This is a genomic window from Corynebacterium sp. ACRPJ (assembly GCF_022347345.1).
Lineage (GTDB): Bacteria > Actinomycetota > Actinomycetes > Mycobacteriales > Mycobacteriaceae > Corynebacterium > Corynebacterium tuberculostearicum_D.
Genome location: NZ_JAKRNC010000008.1, coordinates 61,701 through 79,636, shown reverse-complemented (window position 1 = coordinate 79,636; position 17,936 = coordinate 61,701). Strand labels below are relative to the sequence as shown.

Sequence of the window (17,936 nt, the reverse complement as noted above, 5' to 3'; positions counted from 1 at the left end):
TGCCAAAATAAATCATGTGACGCCCACTGAGGGTGTCTGCAAACTGCAAACCCCTCCGCGGCAAAAGCTTCGGATCTATTTTAGGAGTTCAAATATGGATCTCTCTAACGTAATCACCCACCTGGACAACTTCGTCACCACCTGGGAAGGCTGGGGCAAGATCCTGGGCAACGTTGGTTCCTTCTTCCAGAACACCATCTTGGCCTTCGACTTCCTGTCCTCCGAGCCTGAGGCAGCTGATTTCTTCCCAGGCACCTCTTCCCTGATTACTGAGAACAAGTAATTCATTTACTTCTCATCGGGGCCTTTTAGGTTCTGATCTTCAATCATCAAATACTAGTCCTAAGGAGATAAAATGGACGGCTTCATTAACTTCGCAATCGGTTCTTCCGAGTTCGCAAACGACCTGAACATCTACGCAACCCTGATCGATCCGCTCGTTCAGATTGCTAAGGGCGCTTCCGACCTGCTCGGCATGTTCGCATAAGAACATCCTTCAGTTCTGAGCTTTAACGCTCGCTGAAGAAGGAAGGCCTACCGAATCGGTAGGCCTTCCTTTTGTTTTATTGCTCAATTGGGGGCAGGGGTAACTGCGAAAATTTAGCGCGCTTGATGCCTACATTCGGGTTACACTTAATGCATGGCTGATATTAAAGACGACGACCTTCCCGAGATTGACCTGGCAAAAACTGACGGCTACGTCGTCGATGGAACCGACGAGGATGATCCTTCGCTGATCATGCCGGATGGTTCCCCGGTTCAGACTTGGCGTGAAAATTACCCCTATGATGAGCGTATGACTCGCGACGAGTACGAGTCTGTGAAGCGCGCTCTGCAGATTGAGTTGCTGAAGTGGCAGAACTGGACCAAGGAAACTGGCCAGCGCCACATCATTATCTTTGAGGGTCGCGATGCGGCCGGCAAGGGTGGCACCATTAAGCGTTTTAACGAGCACCTGAACCCGCGTGGTGCTCGCACTGTGGCTCTGGAGAAGCCATCGCCGCGTGAGTCCACCTCGTGGTATTTCCAGCGTTATATTGAGCATTTCCCGGCCGGTGGCGAGATTGTCTTCTTTGACCGCTCTTGGTACAACCGCTCTGGTGTGGAGCGCGTTATGGGCTTTTGTACCGAAAGTCAGCATGCGGAATTCCTCCGTGAGGTGCCAATGCTGGAGAACATGATTCTTGGCTCGGGTATCTCCCTAACCAAGCTGTGGTTCTCGGTTACCCGTAAGGAACAGCGCACCCGCTTCGCTATCCGCCAGATCGACCCGGTGCGCCAGTGGAAGCTATCCCCGATGGACCTGGCTTCGTTGGATAAGTGGGATGACTACACCCGTGCGAAGGAAGAGCAGTTCCGTTACACGGATACGGAAGAATCGCCGTGGATCACCATTAAGTCCAACGACAAAAAGCGTGCCCGTATTAACGCCATGCGCTATGTGCTGTCCAAGTTCGAGTATACGAACAAAGACCACGAGCTGGTGGGCGAGGTCGATGAGAACATCGTGAAGCGTGGTCGCGATCAGATTGGTGACTAGGTTGAGCTAAAGTAGCCGCACAGTAGGCGGGAAACTCGGTAAGTCCGGGTTTCCCGCTTTTTGTTTTAGAGGTGCCAAAAGGGGGTAATTGGGGAGGAATAGTTTCGTGGAAATTAGGGGATTTTAAAGGGGTATTTCCGTGCGGTTATGTTACGGAACCGTAGGTAATATTGTCGAAAACTATTTGTGAACTACGTCTCAGTATATTTAGCATCACTGTTATTTCAATCTCATCTAGCGCAAGGATATGACCTCCAGCACCACGAGGAGACAGTGATGATGAAGAAGCACGTAACCGCTTGCCTGACGGCGGCAGCAGTACTGGCAGCACCAGTTGCGGTACCTGGCGCGCTCACGGCAGAAGCAATCGCACAGGAAGCCTCGGCACCTGCGCCCGCGGCAGACCAGAAACCAGATGTATTGAGGCGCCCAACTGTCTCGGAAAAGCAGGTATCCGATGAAGAAGGTTACTTCGACAGCGCTCACGGCGAGGGCGTCAAGATCTACTACCGCAAGCAGAAAGTGGCCAACCCACGCGGTGCGGTGGTTCTTGCGCACGGTGTCTCTGAACACTCGGGGCGATATGATTACGTCGCCAAGCGCCTGCTGGATGCGGGCTACAACGTCTACCGTGTAGACCACCGCGGGCACGGCAAGTCCGCTGGCGGCAGCGTGCCACTGGGGCACATTGATAATTTCCAGTACATCCTGGATGACTTCGACCATGTGGTGGACATGGCCAAGGAGGAAAACCAGGGAGTAAAGACCTTCTTGCTGGGCCACTCGATGGGCTCGCTGACCGTGGAGGCCTATGGCATCCGTGAGCCGGGCAAGGTCGATGGCATCATCACCAACGGTGGCGGCGCGCCGCTGAACCTTTCTGGCAAGAATGTGGCCGGAAAGAATATCACCCCGGATGATATTTCGGAGACCCAGAAGAAGCTGGATCCCACCATCTTTGAGCGCTTGCCGTTGGCCCAACTCACCAGCTTTAATGCGCACTATGCCCAGAACTTGATTCCGCATCGCACCGAAATCGGCGCACAATCTCCGGAGTGGAGCAAGGAGATTCAGCTGTCTAATCCATTTACGGATGGTATCTCCACTAGCCAGGCGGTGAAGGACGAGTATGCTTCCAGCCAGCTCATCGCGCAGAAGACCAGCGCCGGTACCGCCCTGCAGTTGGCAGCAATCGCGAATTATGACGCCGTCAATGCGGATCTCTTCACTGCACCGACGCTCATCATGCACGGCACCAAGGACGGTATCGTGCCGCCGTATTTCTCCCAGGATTGGTACAACTCCATCTCCTCCGAAGATGTGGAGTATGTGACTTGGGAAGGCCAGAAGCATGAGGTCTTCAATGAGCCGGCTGCCGATCAGGCTCTCGATACCGTCGTGGACTGGCTCGACCGTCGCGCCTAAATCCACGCGGGACACAAGGAGAGGACTCTTGGCAGGCATACAGTGCTTGCCAAGAGTTTACGTATATGTAACCGCCCCGTTGCCCAGGCCGGATAGAAATTGAATTATGAAAAATAAACTCTGTGCTTTCTCCTCTGTCCTGGCGCTCACCGGAATGGTGGGCGCGCCCGTTGCAGCGGCCCAGTCTTCGCTTCCGGGTTCCTCCTTTGGTTCTTCTTTGGGATCATCGTTGGGCTCTTCCTGGGGGTCTTCCCAGGGGTCCTCCGAGGGGTCCTCCGAGGGTTCCTCCGCGGGGGACGATGCGCAGCCGAGGGAAGGCACTGAATCGCGAGTGCTGTGGCAAGAAAGCTTCGATGAGGTAGATACCCCGGCATGGTTTACTCACCGCGCGCCGGAGGGGTGGAATACCGACGTGCGGGGCGTGGACTCGGGCGAGGCCCGCTGGAAGGGTTGGACCTTTAGCGATATGCGCCACTGGACCTGGGCGGCCGGTACCGACATGCGCCACTACTTCACCCAGGCGCATGACACTTTCGCCATCATCGACAACAAGCAGCAGCGTCTGGCCGAGGGCGATTCTATGACCGCCGGACTGAAGAGCCCGGCCATCCCGGTGGCGGGGCAGGGCCGCGTGAATGTGGAATTCGACCACCATTACCGCCAGGGCAAGGAAGGACAGAACGCGACGGTGAAGGTCTCCTTCGATGGTGGGGAAGCTCAGGAAATCGCCGTCTTTGATAAGGACGTCTTCTCCAAGCACGAGTCCATCGGCGTGGACGTGCCGGCCGGCGCGAAGAATATGCAGGTTAGCTTCAGCTATAACAACGGCAATGATGACTGGTGGTGGGCGGTGGACAACGTGGGCGTCGTCAAGCCGCTCGGTGAGCTTAAGGGCTCGCCGCTGGCTACCGTGGACGTGCTTTCCGACGTCCAAGGCGACCCCCAAGACTACAAAGACGCGATCCGCCAGTTGAACGGTATGGAGGATAAGGCCGGGGCGCTGGTGCTCAACGGCGACCTCGTGGACGATGGCTCGCAGCAGCAGTGGGATGATTTCTTGGCCGCGCACAGCGAGGTGCCGCACGATTCGGGCAAGGAATTGTGGACCATCGGCAACCATGAAATGTATGGCAAGGAAGGCTCTAAGACTTACCTGGATCGCTTCCTGAAGTACTCCGGCCAGGACAAGCCGTGGAAGGAAGAAGTGGTGGATGGGGTGCCGCTCATTTCGGTAAATACCGAGTTTTATTCCGATATTCTGCGCCACGGCAAGGAGCCGTTCCAGCGCCTTAGCAAGGAACAGCTCGATTGGCTAGATGAGCGCCTGGCTTATTGGGATGCGAAGGGCACTCCGGCGTTGGTCTTTAGCCATCCGTTGCTGCCGCAGACGGTATCGATGTCCCATTCGGCGTGGTACCAGAATGACTTTGAGGACCTTGAGGCGCTATCCAACGTGGTCAATAAGTACAACAACATCGTGTGGTTTAGCAGCCACAGCCACTCCTCGCTGCGTCAGAATAACTGGTGGGGAACCCGCCGCTATGACGGCACCGGTGAGGCCGGCCGCGTCGGTTTCCCGGTGGTCAACACCGGCGCCATCCTCAACGAGTACCTGCCGGATGGCGATAATGACGAGACAATCGTCAAAGAAAAGGAAGAGGCCTCCACCGGACTGCGGGTCAAGGTCTTTGCTGACCGCGTCCGGGTGGAGGCCTGGGACTTTAAGTCCGGCGAGATGATTAAGTATCAGGACTTCGCGCGGTAGCGCGCAGATTGTGGCCGGCGACCTATCGCTCCCACGGCTCGATGGGGTTGCCCTGCCATACGGCGTTGGTGGGCACGCGGTCGCCGCGCATGACCAGCGAGCCGGGGCCCACGGTGGACGCCGTGCCGATGAGCGAGGCCGGCAGCGCCACCGAGTGGGCGGCCAGCGTGGAGCCGTCCTGGATGGTGACGGTATCTAGGCTCATCACGCGGTCTTGGAAGAGGTGGGTTTGCACCACGGTGCCAGGGCCCACGGTGGCGGCCTCACCGATGCGGATGAGATCCGTTTCCGGGAACCAGTAGGAATCGATCCACGCGCCGCGGCCGATCTCCACGCCGAGGGCGCGCAGCCCCAGGTTGATTTCGCCGGAGCCGTAGGTGTGCTGGAAGAACCACGGCGCGGCGACGACCTCCACGAAGGTATCCTGCAGCTCGTTGAGCCAGACAAAAGCGGACCACAACGGGTGGTCGGCCGCGCGGTGCTTGCCCACGCAGATCCACTTCACCGCGACGGTGACGGCCATGGCCACCGCACCCATGCCCATGAGCACGAGGCCGGAAAGGAGCCAGGTGAGGGGGAAGCCGAGGGCGTCGAGAAGCGAGTCGTAGACGCTAAGGGTTGCCGCGAGCAGCATGGCAGAATACATCGGTGCCAAAAGGCGCATGGTTTCCACCACACCGCGGGCGGCCTTGACGGCAAAGCCCGGGTTATAGGTCAGCGCCTCGCCCGAGTTGGCGGGGGAGTCCACCTCTACGGTCACGCGGCGCATGCGCTCTGGCGGTGCACCCCACCAGTTGGCGCCGGCCTTTGTCTTCTTCGGGGTAGAAGAAAGCACGGCAACCAGCGAGTTCTTGGATAGCTTGCGGCCGGGTGCGGTGATGCCGGAGTTGCCCACGAAGGAGCGCTTGCCCACCTTGGTCTCGCCGGTGCGCATCCAGCCGCCGCCGAGCTCGTAGCCGCCGATCATGGTGTCATCGGCCAGGAAGGCGCCCTCTTTGACCTCGGTAAGCTTGGGGATCATGACCGCGGTGGAGATTTCCACGTTGGCGCCAATCTCCGCGCCGAGCGAGCGCAGCCACGCTGGGGTCAGCTGGGAGGCATAGAGCGGGAAGAGCTTGGTGCGGGCCTCGTCCATGAGGCGCTCGATGGCCCACAGGCGCCAGCCCTTGGCCGAGCGCACGGGTGCTACGCCCGGGCTAATGCCCAGCGAGAGAATGCGCACGCCCAGCCAGGTCTGCAGCATATAGGTGGCAAAGGCCGCCAGCGCGCCAACGGGCGCGAAGAAGATCGCACCGACAAAGCTATCGCCGCCCGTGGAATGCACGAGGGCCAAGACGATGGCCGCGCCTACCGCCAGCGCTACAACCGGTTGGATGGCCAGCAGGACGGAGGTGGCGTCATAAATGGCCACCCACCACGGCCGGCGCTTGGGCGTATGGGATGGGAAGCGGTGCTTGGAGCGACCCACCTTTTGGGCAGGCGAGCCGGACCAACGCTGGCTGTCCTTGATCTTCTTGCGGCCGGTCACGGTGGAACCGGCCTCCACGTGGGCATACTTGCCCACCACGGTGCCAGGCAGCAGCGTGGAGCGCGCGCCCACGCGAGCGCCTTCCTTGACGTCGATGGCACCCACATGCAGGATATCGCCGTCCAGCCAGTAGCCGGAGAGGTCCACCTCAGGCTCGATGGCGGCGTGTTTGCCCAAGGTGAGCAGACCGGTCACCGGCGGCAGGGAGTGCAGGTCCACGCCGCGCTTGACCTTGACGCCGAGCGCGCGGGCGTAGTTATTCACGCGCGTGGCACCGGCCAGGGAGCTCGCGCCGGAGGCATTAGCCCAGCGCTCGGCCGCCCAGATGCGCAGGTGCGTCGAACCGCCGCGCGGGTAATCGCCCGGCTTAATTCCGGCCGTAATAAGACGCGCACCGTAGCCGCCAATGGGGATGCGGCCGACGGGGGTGACAAAGACGATGAGCATAGCGATGACCAGCCACCACGGATAGGCCGCGGCCCACTCAAAGCCCAGCGATGCCGCCACGGTGGAACCCAGCATGAGCCAGGCCAGCCAGCTGGAGGCGGCCAGTGTCATGACGGGAATCTGAATCAGGGTCTGGGCGAGGCGGGTGCCGAAGCCGACCTTGGCGACCTCGCGCATGGGGGCATCGGCAGCCGCGGGGCGCGGTTCGGCTCCTGCAATGAGCTCGGCCAGCGAGCCCAAGCGCGGGTGGTCGTAGAGGTCGCGCACGGCCACGGTGGGGTAGCGCTCCCTGATATGGCCCACGAGGGTCGCGGCCGCCAACGAGGTGCCGCCGAGCGAGAAAAAGTCGGCGTTCTCGTCTTCCACGGACACGCCGAGCGTTTCGACCCACAGCTCCGCGAGCCACTTCTCGGTCTCGGTCAGCGTGGTCGATTCCACGCCCACTCCCGGCAGCGGCCACGGAAGGGCCTTCTTATCTACCTTGCCGGAGGTACGCACCGGCAGTTCTTCCATGACGCAGATGCGCGGGACGAGTGCGGCCGGCATGGTTTCGGCCAAGCGGGCGTGCGCGGCCTCGTGATCGAAGCCCTTGGCCTCATCCTCGAGGGAAACGTAGCCCACCAGGACGGATTCGCCGCCCGGGGTCTTTTGCACGGCCACGGCCGAGTTATAGACGTTATCCAGGGCCGCAACGTTGGCTTCGACTTCGCCGAGCTCAATGCGGCGCCCGCCAATTTTCACCTGGTCATCCACGCGGCCGACAAAGTACAGCCCGTCCTCCTCCAGGCGCACATGGTCACCGGTGCGATACGCACGCTGCCAGTCCATCGACTCCAGCGGGGCGTACTTCTCCGCATCCTTGGCCGGATCCAGGTAGGACGCCAGTCCCACGCCGCCGATCACCAGCTCGCCGACGCCGCCTATTTCCACAGGTATGCCCTGCTTATCGACGACCACCAGGTCCCACCCATTCAACGGCAAGCCAATGGACACCGGCCGGCCCGGCAGCATCTGCTGAGCGCAGGCGACGACCGTGGCCTCGGTAGGACCGTAGGTATTCCACATCTCGCGGTCCTCGGTGGCCAGGCGGTCCACCAACTCCTGCGAGCAGGCTTCTCCGCCGACGATGAGCAGGCGGATATTATCCAGCGCCTCAGCCGGCCACAGGCCCGCCAAGGTAGGCACGGTAGACACGACGGTGATATCGCGGCGGATGAGCCACGGGCCCAAGTCCATGCCGGAGCGCACCAGAGATCGCGGCGCCGGGACCAAGCAGCCACCGTGGCCCCAGGCCAGCCACATTTCCTCGCAGGAGGCATCGAAGGCGACGGACAGCCCGGCGAGCACACGATCCTCCGGGCCGAGCGGCCCGTGCGGGTGGTTTACTAAAAAGAGGCTTGCCTCGGCGTCTACGAAGGCGGCCGCGGAGCGGTGGCTCACGGCCACGCCCTTCGGCTTGCCGGTGGAACCGGAAGTGAAGATGATCCACGCGGTGTCTTCCGGACGCGGGGCATTGGGTTTCTCGGCCGGCTCTTCGGCTGGGGCGTCGGGGCGCGCGGAATCGCGCAGGAAGCGGAAGCCCTCGTCCGTAAAGACGCCATCGATATCGGCCTCGCCGAAGACCATCTCGGCGCGCTCGTCTGGATCATCGGCGTCGACAGGCACGTAAGCCGCGCCCGACGCCAAGGTTGCCAGGATGGCGAGGTAGAGCTCGCGCTTGCCGGAGGTCATCCGAATGCCGATGCGATCGCCACAGCGCACGCCATTGGCATGCAGCTCGGTGGCCCACAGCTCGACCTCGTGAATGAGCTCGGAGTAGGTAATGATCTCGCCGTCGTCAAGCGCGGCGGCGTCTGGGTACATTTCTGCGGTGGCTGTGATGATGTCCCACAGCGTGCGCGGCCGCGGTGCCGCGCTACCTAAAAGGTACTGCTGCGGGACACGTGATTCGGGCCCTGCCATTTACGCCTCTTCTTCGTCCGCGGCAATGATGGACTTGGCCAACTTACGCAGGTGCTTGAGCTGCTTATTGGTGGACTCATCCAAGGCCTCGTCCTCGGCGGTGGCGACAAGCTCCGCCAAGTCCTTGTGGACCTTTGCGCCCTTCTTGGTGGACGCGACGATCTGGCGGCGGCGATCCTTCGGGTCTCGCTCGCGCTTGGCCCAGCCGCGGTCCTCGAGGGCGTCGATAAGACGCACCATGTCAGAGGCATCAATGGCCAGGGTCTCGGACAGATAGGACTGCGACGCAGCATCCGCGTCCACTAGGCAGGTCAGGACCCAGTACTCGCGCAGCGTCGTCTGCTTAGTCTGCAGGGCGGCCTCGACACCATCGCGGGTGCGGCGGCGGAGGCGCTCCAACTGGAACGACGGGGATTCGAGCAGGGTCGTTGGGATTACAGAATTATTCGTGGAAGACATACCATCATCATAATCCCAAAAGATTGGTTAAGGCCAATTAATCCGTTTCGATGGGAAGCCCGGAAGCCTTCCAATTATCCGTGCCGCCCTCCACATTGATGGTGTCCCAGCCCAGCGCATGCTCCAGATACTGGCAGACCTGCATGCTGCGGCCGCCCGCGTGGCAGATGACGTAAATATCCTTGTCCGGGTCGATTTCCTGGATGCGACCCGTAATCTCACTCATCGGGATATGGGTCGCGCCCTTTGCGCGCTCTACCGCCCACTCATCATTCTCGCGGACATCAATGAGCTGAGCGCCTTCTGGTACTTCAGTTGGTTGAACGTTTTTCATGCCTCATACCCTAGTCACGCATAGGGCCTTGTGCTGCTCCGCGTGCCCCAGTGCTAGCGCTGGAACCGCCAGTAGTGGTGCCACTGCCACGGTGGCTGCACAATGTCGCCTTTTCCATGGATTATCGCGAGGACTTGGCTAACAGCTGTGTCGAGGTGGTGCTCGATTGTGGCGGCGGTGAAGTGGAGGGGTTTGTAGCCTCTGTGGACGGCGTCGTTAAGCTTTTGGCGGTCAATTTCGAACCGCTGCCGGTTCTCGCCCTGGTGGTAGGCGTAGCCGTCGACCTCGATGGCCAGATTGTGCTCCTCCAAGAGTAAATCCCAGCGGTAAGGGCCAATGTATCTGTTGTTGTGCACGGTGACATGGGGCCGAAGCGCGCGGGTGAGGCTGCGTTCGGGGACGCTATCAGCGCCGAGGATGGTGTTTTCCATCACGCGCCGGGTGTGCTGCGGGAAGCGCTGAAAATCAAGCATGTGGCCCTCCATTTGGGAGGCGCCGTACTGGCCGGCAAAGCATGCCTCGAGGAAGGCGACGGCGTCTTCCTCCGCCATGATTTCTGTGGCCTGCAGCGGATTGCACACGTTAATGCCATTGAGCTGGCCCAGCGCCTTCGGCTGGGCGCGGCGGCTGCGGAAGTACGGGCTGGTGGCCATCGTTCCCGCGCGCAGGAAATGAAGTGGGAAACCTAAAGCGCGGCCGAGGTAGTGGTGGGCGCACGAGTAGCCGTCGAGCGCCGAATCGGGCCAGCGGTGGGAGACGATTTCCGCGAGTTCGCGCGGCGAGGGCTTCCTATCCGTGTAGAGGCCGTGGCAGATTTTCACGGCTTGGTTGTTGATAGCGCGGTTCGCGGCCCTGCGCGTGGTGAAGATTCTCATGCGCCCACCCCTAGGCGTTCATTTCGATCAATTAGGTCCCCCGAGGCCGGCGGTTTCGGCCTGCTATGTGATCGAATTGTACTGCGGGGTCGGGATGGTGTCGCGGGGAGGGCCTTGCGGGTGCGAAGAAGGGCAAAAAAGGGGCGAAATGGGACAAAAAAGGGGCGTTTCGATCAAATACGGCCTTGAAAACCGCCGCTTTCGCGGTGCTATTTGATCGAAACGCCCTAAGGGCAGCCCGGAGCAGGAAGGCTTACTTGAAGCGAGCCTTTGCCTCGTCGAGGATCTTCTCTGCCTCGGCCTTGTCGCCCCAGCCGGAGCCGGTGACTTCCTTGTTCGGCTCCAGGTCCTTGTAGTGGACGAAGAAGTGCTCGATTTCGTCCTTGATATGCTGCTCCACATCGTTGATGTCCTGGTAGCGCTCCCAGCGTGGGTCATCGATGACGGCGAGCAGCTTATCGTCGCCGCCGGCCTCGTCAGTCATTTTGAAGACGCCGACGATGCGGGCCTCAACAACTACGCCCGGGAAGACCGGTTCCGGCAGGATGACCAGGGCGTCAAGCGGGTCGCCGTCCTCGCCCAGGGTGTGGTCGATGAAGCCATAGTCAGCCGGGTAAGCCATCGGGGTGAACAGGTAACGGTCGAGGTAGACCTTGCCGGACTCGTGGTCAACCTCGTACTTGTTGCGGGAGCCCTTCGGGATTTCAATGGTTACTTCAACGCTCACAGCGATGTCCTCCATGGGGGATTGGGTATCAATTACTGCCCATAGTCTAGCGCGTTGCGGATTCGCGCTAGGGTTAAAGGCAATGAAAGCAAAGCATGTTTGGTGGTCAGCGACCGCGCTCGTGGTAGCGGCAGCGGTCGGAGGTACGGCTGCGCTGGGCGTTACCCTCCAGCGCGAATACGGCGATCTCTCGCACGGGGAGGCACAGGCGGTCGAGGCTCCTGAGGAGCCGTTGAGCGCAGCACAGCCGGGCGAGGCAGACCTGGATGCGCTGAGCGCGAAGCTGGATGAGCTCGCTAAGAATAAAGACCTTGCCACTTTTGGCGGCGAGGTGATCGATACCGAAACCGGTGACGTGGTGTGGCAGCGCGACGCGGATAAGCGGCTCACCCCGGCCTCGTCCACGAAGGTCCTCACCACTGCGGCGGCGACGTTGGCGCTGGATGAGAATGAGAAAATCACCACCAAGGTCTACCGTGGGTCGAATGAAAGGAACGTGGTCATCAAGGCCGCGGGCGATGTGTGGATGACGCACGAACAGCTCGATGATTTGGCCGAGCAGATTTCGAAGAACGTCGAGCAGGTCGATGGCGTCTACATCGATACCTCCGTGTGGTCCGGCGAGGCGCAGGCCCCGGGGTGGGATCCGGAAAACGTGGACGGCGGCTTCGTCGCGCCGATAGAACCGGCCATGCTCTACGGCGGTCGCCTGGGCGCGACGACGGGGGATGTGCCGAGGAGTCATGAGCCTGCTTTGGACGTCGCTAAGCAGCTAGGCGATCGCCTCGGCGCGGACAAGGTAGGCATGGGCTCTGTGGCGGAAAACGCGCAGGAGGTGGCGAGCGTGGATTCGCCGCAGCTGTCGGACCGCGCCCGAGAAATGGTGCGCCATTCCGATAACGTCATGGCCGAGGCCATTGCGCGTGAGCTGGCGAAGTCCCGTGGCAAGGAAGCCAGCTTTGAGGGCGATACGCAGGCCACGCTCGAGGTGCTACGAGAGCAGGGATTCGACGTCGAGGGCGTCGACATTAAGGACAATTCCGGGCTCTCGGTGGACAATCGGCTCACCGCCGGGCTGTTGACGCAGCTCATTAATGGTGCGGTCAAGGATCCGCGCCTGCGCCCGCTGGTGTCCTACCTGCCGGTGGCCGGCGGCGATGGCACGCTGTACGAGCGCTACGGCGATTCCGCGGCCAAGGGCTACGTGCGCGCCAAGACGGGCACGCTGACCGGGGTCTCGGCCCTAGCCGGCACCGCGCAGGGCAATTCCGGGCGCGTATATGCCTTTGCCTTCCTTGTAAATGACGGCGATATCTTGGCCGCCCGCAAGGCTCAAGACGCATTGGCTTCCGCACTGCATGAGTTCTAATAAGCCCTTCTGGCCGCGGGTTTCGCCGCACTTTCTAGCGTGTCGGCGCGGCGTGCGCGCCGCAGGCCTTGACCACGCAGTGGCGGTGGGGCTGTCCGGGGGCGCGGATTCGCTGGCTCTCATGGCGGCGCTCGTGGCGGAGGGGCACGACGTGCTCGCGCTGTGCGTGGACCACGGGTTGCAGGTTGGATCGCGGGCGCAGGCCCAGCGCGCGGCCGAACAGGCGCGAAACCTAGGCGCGCGGGCGCAGGTGCTCAGCGTTGAGGCGGGCGCTGCGGCGGGGGCGGAGTCGATGGAGGCGGCCGCGCGGGCGGCGCGGTATCGAGCACTGGCCGCCGCGTGCGCGGGCGAAGGTTTCGAGGTGGCCGTGGCGCATACGGCCGATGACCAGGCGGAAACGCTGCTGCTCGGCGCGCTGCGTGGGCGGGTGACCGGCATGAGCGAGCGCAGCGAGGTGGAAGGCGCCCGTGTGGTGCGGCCGTTGTTGGGCGTGCGCCGGGCCGATACCGAGGGCGCCTGCACAGAGCTGGGCCTTTCCGCGTGGCAGGATCCGCAGAACGCGGACACGAATTTCCGCCGCGTAGCGCTGCGCCGTGAGGTCATTCCGCAGTTGAGCCGCATCATCGGAGGGGACGCGGTGCCAGCGCTGGCGCAAGCAGCAGGCGACGCCGCGCTTGACGACGCCGCCCTGCGCACCCCACCCACCACCGACTGCGCCGAGCTGGCGGCGATGGCGGAGCCCCGGCGCCGGCGGGCGATCGCGGCGTGGCTGGTCAGCGAGGGGGTAGAGGTAACAAGGAAGGGAGTGGGGGACGTCGGCAAGCTGTGCACCCACTGGCACGGGCAAGGCCCGGTGGCCGTGCGATCGGCGCGGCAGGTGGGGCAGAGGTTGGAAGTAGCCCGTATAGGTGGCAAACTGGCACTATTGTCTGGTCATTAAAGGAGCGCACACGTGCACGACAAGAAAGACTTCGCCGTTCCCGCAAACCGCTACGGTGACGATGTAGAAGCAATCCTCATTGGAGAAGAGGAACTGCAAAGCCGCGTCCAAGAACTCGCGGATATGGTCTCGGAAAAGTATGCCGACTCTGAGCAAGACCTCCTGTTGGTCTGTGTGCTCAAAGGCGCCGCATTCTTCCTCACGGACTTTGCGCGCAAGCTATCCATCCCCTCCGAGCTGGAGTTTATGGCCGTATCCTCCTACGGTGCCTCCACTTCTTCTTCCGGCGTGGTGCGCATTTTGAAGGACTTGGACCGCGATATCGCAGGGCGCAACGTGCTCATCGTGGAAGACATCATCGATTCGGGCCTCACCCTGTCGTGGCTTATCCGCAACCTGGAAGGCCGCAACCCTGCCTCGCTGAATGTGGTCACCCTGCTGCGCAAGCCGGAGGTAGTCAAGGCCGATATTGACCTGCTGGATGTGGGCTTTGATATCCCGAATGAATTCGTCATCGGCTACGGGCTGGACTTTGCGGAACGCTACCGCGATCTGCCTTACGTGGGCACCCTCCACCCTGATGTCTATACCACCAACTAAAATCGCGCAGTAATGAAAAACAACAAGATTCTTCGCTACGGCGGGATTGCGGCCCTCATCCTTATCGCGCTGTACGCTTTTACCTTCTTTAGCAACGACGCCCGCGGCTACGTGCAAGCGGATACCTCCGTTGCGCTGACCCAGCTCAAAGACAAAAACGTCGATGAGGTGGAAATCGATGACCGCGAGCAGCGCCTGCGCATCAAGCTCAAGGACGAAATCACGGTAGACGAGCGCGACGGCGTGCAGGAGATCGTGGCCAAGTACCCGGCCCGCGCCTCCGAGCAGGTCTTTAACGCCGTCAAGGATTCCGGTGCCGAAAAGTACCAGACCAATGTCACGCAGGAATCCTTCTTGGGCTCTATGCTCAGCATGCTGCTGCCGATGATCATCCTCTTCGGCGTGCTCTTCTGGCTCATGTCCCGCATGCAGCAGGGCGCTGGTGGCATGTTTGGCATCGGCGGTTCCAAGGCCAAGGAACTGACCAAGGATATGCCGACCAATACCTTCGAGGACGTGGCCGGCGCGGACGAGGCCGTGGACGAGCTGCAGGAGATCAAGGACTTCCTGGAAGACCCCACCCGCTACCACGACCTAGGCGCCAAGATCCCGCGCGGCGTGCTGCTCTACGGCCCTCCGGGTACCGGTAAGACCTTGCTTGCCCGCGCCGTGGCTGGCGAGGCCGGCGTGCCGTTCTATTCCATCTCCGGTTCTGATTTTGTGGAGATGTTCGTCGGCGTGGGTGCTTCCCGCGTGCGCGACCTATTCAAGCAGGCAAAGGAAAATAGCCCCTGCATTATCTTCGTGGACGAGATCGACGCCGTGGGCCGCCAGCGCGGTTCCGGTACCGGCGGCGGCCACGATGAGCGCGAACAGACCCTCAACCAGCTCCTGGTAGAAATGGACGGCTTTGGTGACCGCGAAGGCGTAATCCTCATCGCCGCCACCAACCGCCCGGACATCCTCGATCCGGCGCTGCTGCGCCCGGGCCGCTTCGACCGCCAGATTCCGGTCACTAACCCGGATCTTGCCGGCCGCGAGGAGATCCTGCGCGTGCATGCGAAGAATAAGCCGCTGGCAGAAGAGGTTGACGTAGCGCAGCTGGCTAAGCGCACCGCCGGCATGTCCGGCGCGGACCTGGCCAATGTGCTGAACGAGGCCGCCCTGCTTACCGCCCGCATCGGCGGCAACGTCATCACCTATGACGCCTTGGAAGAGGCCACCGACCGCGTCGTGGGCGGCCCGCGCCGCCAGGGCAAGATCATCTCCGAGCACGAGAAGAAAGTCACCGCTTACCACGAGGGCGGACACACGCTTTCCGCGTGGGCACTCAAGGATATTGAGCGCGTGTACAAGGTCACCATCCTGGCCCGCGGCCGCACCGGCGGCCACGCCATGACCTCCCAGGAAGACGACAAGGGCATGTACACCCGCGACGAGCTCTTCTCCCGTTTGGTCTTTGCCATGGGTGGCCGCGCGGCCGAGGAGCTGGTCTTCGGTGCGCCGACCACTGGTGCGTCTTCCGATATTGAAAACGCCACCAAGATCGCTCGTTCCATGCTCACCGAGTACGGATTCTCCCCGGATCTGGGCACCGTGAAGTACGGCAAGGAGCAGGGCGATCCCTTCAGCCAGATGGGTGGCGGTGGCTCCATCGATTACTCCGATGAAGTTGCCTCCAAGATTGATGAGCAGATGCGCTACCTGCTCGAGCGCGCGCACGAGCAGGCCTATGACATCTTGCGCAATAACCGTCACTACCTGGATAAGCTGGCCGAGGCCCTGCTGGAGAAGGAAACCCTGCGTCGCCCCGACCTGGAGCGCATCTTCGACGGTATCGAGCCGCGCGAGGCCTTCGACGTCTTCCCAGGTGAAGACGACCGCTTCCCGCGCCAGATTGGCTACGCCCCAGTGAAGACCCCGGTTGAGCTGGCGAAGGAGCGCGGCGAGGAGCTGCCAAAGCGCATGACGCTTCTCGACGCCTCCCGTGCCGCCCGCGAGCGCCGCCTCGCCGGCGAAGAGCCGAAGGGTGAGGTGGGCTTCAACTTTGGTCAGCACGCCGGCGATTACGTCGACCCGGACACCGCCCGCGAGTTGGTCAGCGGCCCCGCTAAGGAATCCGCGGACTCCACGCCGACCCAGTCGGCCCAGCCGACCCAGCAGTCCCGCGACGCCCAGTCTGCTCCGGCGTCCGAGCCCACCGCTCGTCCGGCCGCACGCCCCGCTGCCGGCGGCGGAAAGCACCACAAGCCGGATGCTGGCGCGAATGCCGATGCTGAGACCAGCCAGTGGTTTACCCCTGGCTGGGACGAAAAGGATCGCCGCAAGAACCCCTATGCGCGCGAGGACGACAAGCAAGAAGATAACTAATGCCTGATAATCACATTCCCGCTCGCGCCGCCTTTGACCAAGACCGAGCGGAGGCAGCGGTGCGTGAGCTGCTCCTCGCGGTAGGGGAGGACCCTGACCGCGAGGGCTTGCGCGAAACCCCGGCCCGCGTGGCCCGCGCCTACCGCGAGGTCTTCGCCGGCCTGCACGAGGACCCGACCGAGGTCCTGCACAAGACCTTCGCTGAGGACCACCAAGAATTGGTTCTGGTGCGCGATATCCCCATTTATTCCACCTGCGAGCACCACCTAGTGCCGTTCTACGGCGTGGCGCATATCGGCTACATCCCGGGCAAAGACGGCCACGTCACCGGTTTGAGCAAGCTCGCCCGCCTGGCGGATATGTACGCTAAGCGCCCCCAGGTCCAAGAGCGCCTCACTCAGCAGGTAGCGGACGCCTTGGTGGAGGTCCTCGGTGCGCAGTCCGTCATCGTGGTCATTGAGTGCGAGCACCTGTGCATGGCCATGCGCGGCATCCGCAAGCCGGGGGCGACGACGACCACCTCCGCGGTGCGCGGCGGCTTCAAGAACAATGCCGCCTCCCGCGCCGAGGTGCTCAGCCTGATTCGCAGCTAAGTCCCCCGGTTACCACGAAAGCGAGAAGGAGCACGCCATGCAGCAGGCAACCTCGGTCTCAGATCTGAGCATCGCCAACCGCACGCTGGTGATGGGCATCGTCAACGTCACGGAGGATTCCTTCTCCGATGGCGGTAAGTGGTTGGACATTGATGCCGCCATCAACCACGCCCGCGAACTCGTGGCGCAGGGTGCGGACATGATTGACGTCGGTGGTGAGTCCACCCGGCCGGGTGCGGTGCGGGTGGAGGCGGACGTCGAAAAGCGCCGCGTGGTTCCCGTCATTAAGGCGCTGAGTGAGCTGGGCATCCGCACCTCCGTGGATACGATGCGCGCCTCGGTGGCCCGTGCGGCCGCAGCGGCCGGCGTGGACATGATTAATGACGTCTCCGGTGGCCTGGCTGATCCGGAGATGTATCGCGCGATGGCAGAGGCCGGCGTACCCGTGTGCCTGATGCACTGGCGCACGCTGCAGGAAGGCGCCTTTGGTTCCGCGGCCGGTAGCGCCGACCACGGCGGCGATGTGGTGCGCGATGTGCATGAGACCCTCGAGCGCCTGGCGAATAACGCGCTGGCGGCCGGCGTGCGCCGCGATAATATCGTGCTCGATCCGGGCTTAGGCTTCGCCAAAACCCCGCAGGATAACTGGGCGCTGCTCAAGGCCCTGCCGGAGTTCCTCGACGCCGAATTCCCCATGCTGGTAGGAGCCTCGCGTAAGCGCTTCCTCGCCGCCATCCGGGAGGACCGTGGCGTGGAGTCCAGCCCGCTGCTGGCCGATCCCGCGACTGCGGCCGTGACCGCCATCTCCGCCCAGATGGGCGCGTGGGGCGTGCGCGTGCACGAGGTCGCCGTCTCCCGCGACGCCGTCGATGTGGCCGCGGCTTGGAACGCCGGCGATGGCTACAAGGGTGGGGCCAATGCCAGCGGCAGCTATAGCAACGGCGCCGATGGCAATGGCACCATGAAATCCACCGCCCTACCGCGCAACCCTGAGGAGTAAAA

At 62.2% G+C, this 17,936-nt stretch carries 16 protein-coding genes; 11 read left to right on the top strand and 5 right to left on the bottom strand.

What is annotated here, in order from left to right; translation table 11 throughout:
* Positions 1–94 precede the first annotated feature (94 nt).
* From MHY08_RS07020 to MHY08_RS07005, 5 genes are all read left to right on the top strand, one after another.
* A complete protein-coding gene (locus MHY08_RS07020) occupies positions 95–283 on the top strand; it encodes a hypothetical protein (RefSeq protein ID WP_239228649.1) in 189 nt (62 codons plus the stop codon).
* Positions 284–355: 72 nt separating this feature from the next.
* Positions 356–487, top strand: coding sequence for a hypothetical protein (locus tag MHY08_RS11650; protein WP_255710388.1), 132 nt, complete (start codon positions 356–358; stop codon positions 485–487).
* Between the two features lie 153 nt (positions 488–640).
* Positions 641–1,540 carry a polyphosphate kinase 2 gene (gene ppk2, locus MHY08_RS07015; RefSeq protein ID WP_023019951.1) on the top strand — a complete coding sequence of 300 codons (900 nt, stop codon included), beginning with the start codon at positions 641–643 and terminating at the stop codon, positions 1,538–1,540.
* Between the two features lie 276 nt (positions 1,541–1,816).
* Positions 1,817–2,965: an alpha/beta hydrolase gene (locus MHY08_RS07010; RefSeq protein WP_239236076.1), complete on the top strand. Its 1,149-nt coding sequence runs from the start codon at positions 1,817–1,819 to the stop codon at positions 2,963–2,965.
* Positions 2,966–3,071: 106 nt separating this feature from the next.
* Positions 3,072–4,730 (top strand): metallophosphoesterase, encoded by a 1,659-nt coding sequence (locus tag MHY08_RS07005; RefSeq protein ID WP_239236074.1) that lies wholly within the window; start codon positions 3,072–3,074, stop codon positions 4,728–4,730.
* A gap of 22 nt (positions 4,731–4,752) precedes the next feature.
* Here the strand turns inward: MHY08_RS07005 and MHY08_RS07000 are convergent, their stop codons facing one another.
* The 5 genes from MHY08_RS07000 to MHY08_RS06980 all read right to left on the bottom strand — a co-directional run bounded on the left by MHY08_RS07000 (position 4,753) and on the right by MHY08_RS06980 (position 11,062).
* A complete protein-coding gene (locus MHY08_RS07000; RefSeq protein ID WP_239236072.1) occupies positions 4,753–8,667 on the bottom strand; it encodes a Pls/PosA family non-ribosomal peptide synthetase in 3,915 nt (1,304 codons plus the stop codon).
* Positions 8,668–9,126, bottom strand: a complete 459-nt coding sequence (locus MHY08_RS06995; RefSeq protein ID WP_239228653.1) for a MarR family winged helix-turn-helix transcriptional regulator — start codon at positions 9,124–9,126, stop codon at positions 8,668–8,670.
* Positions 9,127–9,163: 37 nt separating this feature from the next.
* Positions 9,164–9,460, bottom strand: a complete 297-nt coding sequence (locus MHY08_RS06990) for a rhodanese-like domain-containing protein (protein ID WP_239236070.1) — start codon at positions 9,458–9,460, stop codon at positions 9,164–9,166.
* Positions 9,461–9,513: 53 nt separating this feature from the next.
* Positions 9,514–10,335 carry an endonuclease domain-containing protein gene (locus MHY08_RS06985; protein WP_239193246.1) on the bottom strand — a complete coding sequence of 274 codons (822 nt, stop codon included), beginning with the start codon at positions 10,333–10,335 and terminating at the stop codon, positions 9,514–9,516.
* Between the two features lie 253 nt (positions 10,336–10,588).
* Complete coding sequence (locus MHY08_RS06980; RefSeq protein ID WP_005329894.1) at positions 10,589–11,062, bottom strand: inorganic diphosphatase; 474 nt, start codon at positions 11,060–11,062, stop codon at positions 10,589–10,591.
* A gap of 82 nt (positions 11,063–11,144) precedes the next feature.
* On the opposite strand from MHY08_RS06980, the gene dacB reads away from it, so the two are divergent.
* Genes dacB through folP form a run of 6 tightly spaced genes read left to right on the top strand, consistent with a single transcriptional unit; the run spans position 11,145 to position 17,934 of the window.
* Positions 11,145–12,431 carry a D-alanyl-D-alanine carboxypeptidase/D-alanyl-D-alanine-endopeptidase gene (gene dacB, locus MHY08_RS06975; protein WP_239236069.1) on the top strand — a complete coding sequence of 429 codons (1,287 nt, stop codon included), beginning with the start codon at positions 11,145–11,147 and terminating at the stop codon, positions 12,429–12,431.
* Positions 12,421–13,371 (top strand): tRNA lysidine(34) synthetase TilS, encoded by a 951-nt coding sequence (gene tilS, locus MHY08_RS06970; RefSeq protein ID WP_239236068.1) that lies wholly within the window; start codon positions 12,421–12,423, stop codon positions 13,369–13,371. Before dacB ends, tilS begins: the two co-directional genes overlap by 11 nt.
* 12 nt (positions 13,372–13,383) lie before the next feature.
* Positions 13,384–13,971 (top strand): hypoxanthine phosphoribosyltransferase, encoded by a 588-nt coding sequence (gene hpt, locus MHY08_RS06965; protein WP_204610938.1) that lies wholly within the window; start codon positions 13,384–13,386, stop codon positions 13,969–13,971.
* 12 nt (positions 13,972–13,983) lie between these two features.
* On the top strand, positions 13,984–16,341 hold the full coding sequence (gene ftsH / locus MHY08_RS06960; protein WP_239236067.1) for an ATP-dependent zinc metalloprotease FtsH: 2,358 nt from the start codon (positions 13,984–13,986) through the stop codon (positions 16,339–16,341).
* Complete coding sequence (gene folE / locus MHY08_RS06955) at positions 16,341–16,934, top strand: GTP cyclohydrolase I FolE (RefSeq protein ID WP_005325658.1); 594 nt, start codon at positions 16,341–16,343, stop codon at positions 16,932–16,934. The genes ftsH and folE overlap by 1 nt, the downstream gene beginning before the upstream one ends.
* A 37-nt stretch (positions 16,935–16,971) precedes the next feature.
* On the top strand, positions 16,972–17,934 hold the full coding sequence (folP, locus tag MHY08_RS06950) for a dihydropteroate synthase (protein WP_239236066.1): 963 nt from the start codon (positions 16,972–16,974) through the stop codon (positions 17,932–17,934).
* Positions 17,935–17,936 lie beyond the last annotated feature (2 nt).